Raw genomic sequence first — 1,670 nt, forward strand, 5'->3', positions numbered from 1 at the left:
AGCCGCAGCCGGCCGGCCGGGGCGCTGAGCAGGTAGCGCAGCGTGCCGTGGCCCGCCTCGCCGGCGATCGTGTCCCCGGAAACGACGCTGACGGTCAGCGGCAGGAACAACGGGATGGACACCACCAGCCCGGTCAGCGCCACGAACAACCCGTTGTCCGTGATCCGGTTGAGGAACGGTGGACCGCCGCCGGGCCCTCCCTCGTCCGCGGCGAACCGGACCACCACCGCGATGAGCGTCGGTACGGCGGCCAGGGCCAGCAGCATGGCCCACGTCCGGCCACGTCGGAACAGCACGCTGAGCTCGGAACCGAAGAAGGCCCATCCGGCGGACTTCCCGTTTTCCCGTCCCTGGGCCGAAGCGGCCGCCGAAGCGCCGGGATTTTCCTCGTCGGCGGCCTCGACTTCCACGATTTCCGGCCCCGGCCGGCGGTCGCCACCCCTGCTCGGCCGCTGCTCACTGGACAACGTCGAATCCCTCCCCCGTCAGCTCCACGTACCGGTCCTCGAGGCTGCTTGCCTCCACGGCAAACCCGCGGATCCGGACGCCGTCCGCCACGAGGGCGGCGGCGATGTGCTCAGGCAACAGACCGCCCTGGTCCATCGGGGCGTTCACGTGTCCGTCGAGTGCGGTGCTCGGGACCTCGGGTTCCAGGCCCAACCGGCGCAGCACGCCGCGCGCGGCTTCGATGTCGGGCGTCTGGACGCTCACATGCGTGAGCCCCGCCCGGCGCACCTCGTCCAGGGCCCCCTGCGCCACCAGCCGGCCGGCGCGCATGACGGCCGCGTGCGTGCAAATCTGCTCCACCTCGGAGAGCAGGTGGCTGGAGACGAATACCGTGGTGCCCTCCCCCGCCAGCGAACGGACCAGGCTGCGGACTTCGCGGGTGCCCTGCGGGTCGAGCCCGTTGGTGGGTTCGTCCAGCACCAGGAGCTGGCGCGGCATCATCAGGGCGTTGGCGATGCCCAGCCGCTGCTTCATGCCCAGCGAGTAGGCGCGCACCTTCTTGTCCGCGGCGTGGGTCAGGCCGACCCGCTCCAGCGCCCTGCCGATCCTCGCCCGCCGGGTCTCTGACGGGGCATGGCGGTCCGCGGTGTCCAGCCGGTGCAGGTTCGCGGCGCCGGACAGGAAGGGGTAGAACGCCGGGCCTTCGATCAGCGCTCCGACCCGCGGAAGCACGTCCCGCAACGACCCGGGCATGTCCTGCCCGAAGATCCGGACGCTCCCGCTGGTGGCGGCGGCCAGCCCGAGCATGACGCGGATGGTGGTGGTTTTTCCCGAGCCGTTGGGGCCCAGGAAGCCGAAGACGGAGCCGTGCGGGACGGCCAGGTCAAGGGAGTCGACGGCGGTTTGCCGGCCGAAGCGTTTGGTCAGTCCGGAGGTCTCGATGACCAGCGCGGCAGGGTTGCCGCTGCCGTTCACCGGGCCTCCGCGGCTGCCTGCAACGACTCGAACGGGACCGACCCGGCCAGAACGCGGCCGTCGTCGGTCAGGTACACGTTGAGCAGGGCGGTGGAGATCAGCCTGCCGCCGTCCACCGCTTCGGTGGCCTGGGCCAGGAAGGGCGAGTCTTCCCAGCCCTCCGGCAGGGCCCCGGCGGGGACTTCCGCCACGGTCTCCCAGCCGGAGCCGTGGAGGGTGACGTCATCCCGCAGCGCGGCAGCGCCGCC

The 1,670-nt window shown here is 71.9% G+C and carries 2 protein-coding genes and 1 pseudogene; all 3 read right to left on the bottom strand.

What is annotated here, in order from left to right; genetic code table 11:
• On the bottom strand, positions 1-467 hold a 467-nt coding region (locus AC5RUJ_RS15925; RefSeq protein WP_494156204.1), incomplete at its 3' end, for an ABC transporter permease.
• Entirely contained in the window at positions 457-1,422 is a 966-nt protein-coding gene (locus AC5RUJ_RS15930) for an ABC transporter ATP-binding protein (RefSeq protein WP_494012973.1), read from the bottom strand. The genes AC5RUJ_RS15925 and AC5RUJ_RS15930, both read right to left, overlap by 11 nt.
• Positions 1,419-1,670: pseudogene (locus AC5RUJ_RS15935) on the bottom strand (LolA family protein); the annotation flags it as partial. The pseudogene AC5RUJ_RS15935 and the gene AC5RUJ_RS15930, both read right to left, overlap by 4 nt.

The sequence above is a fragment of the Arthrobacter sp. Y3223164 genome (genome assembly GCF_059091005.1).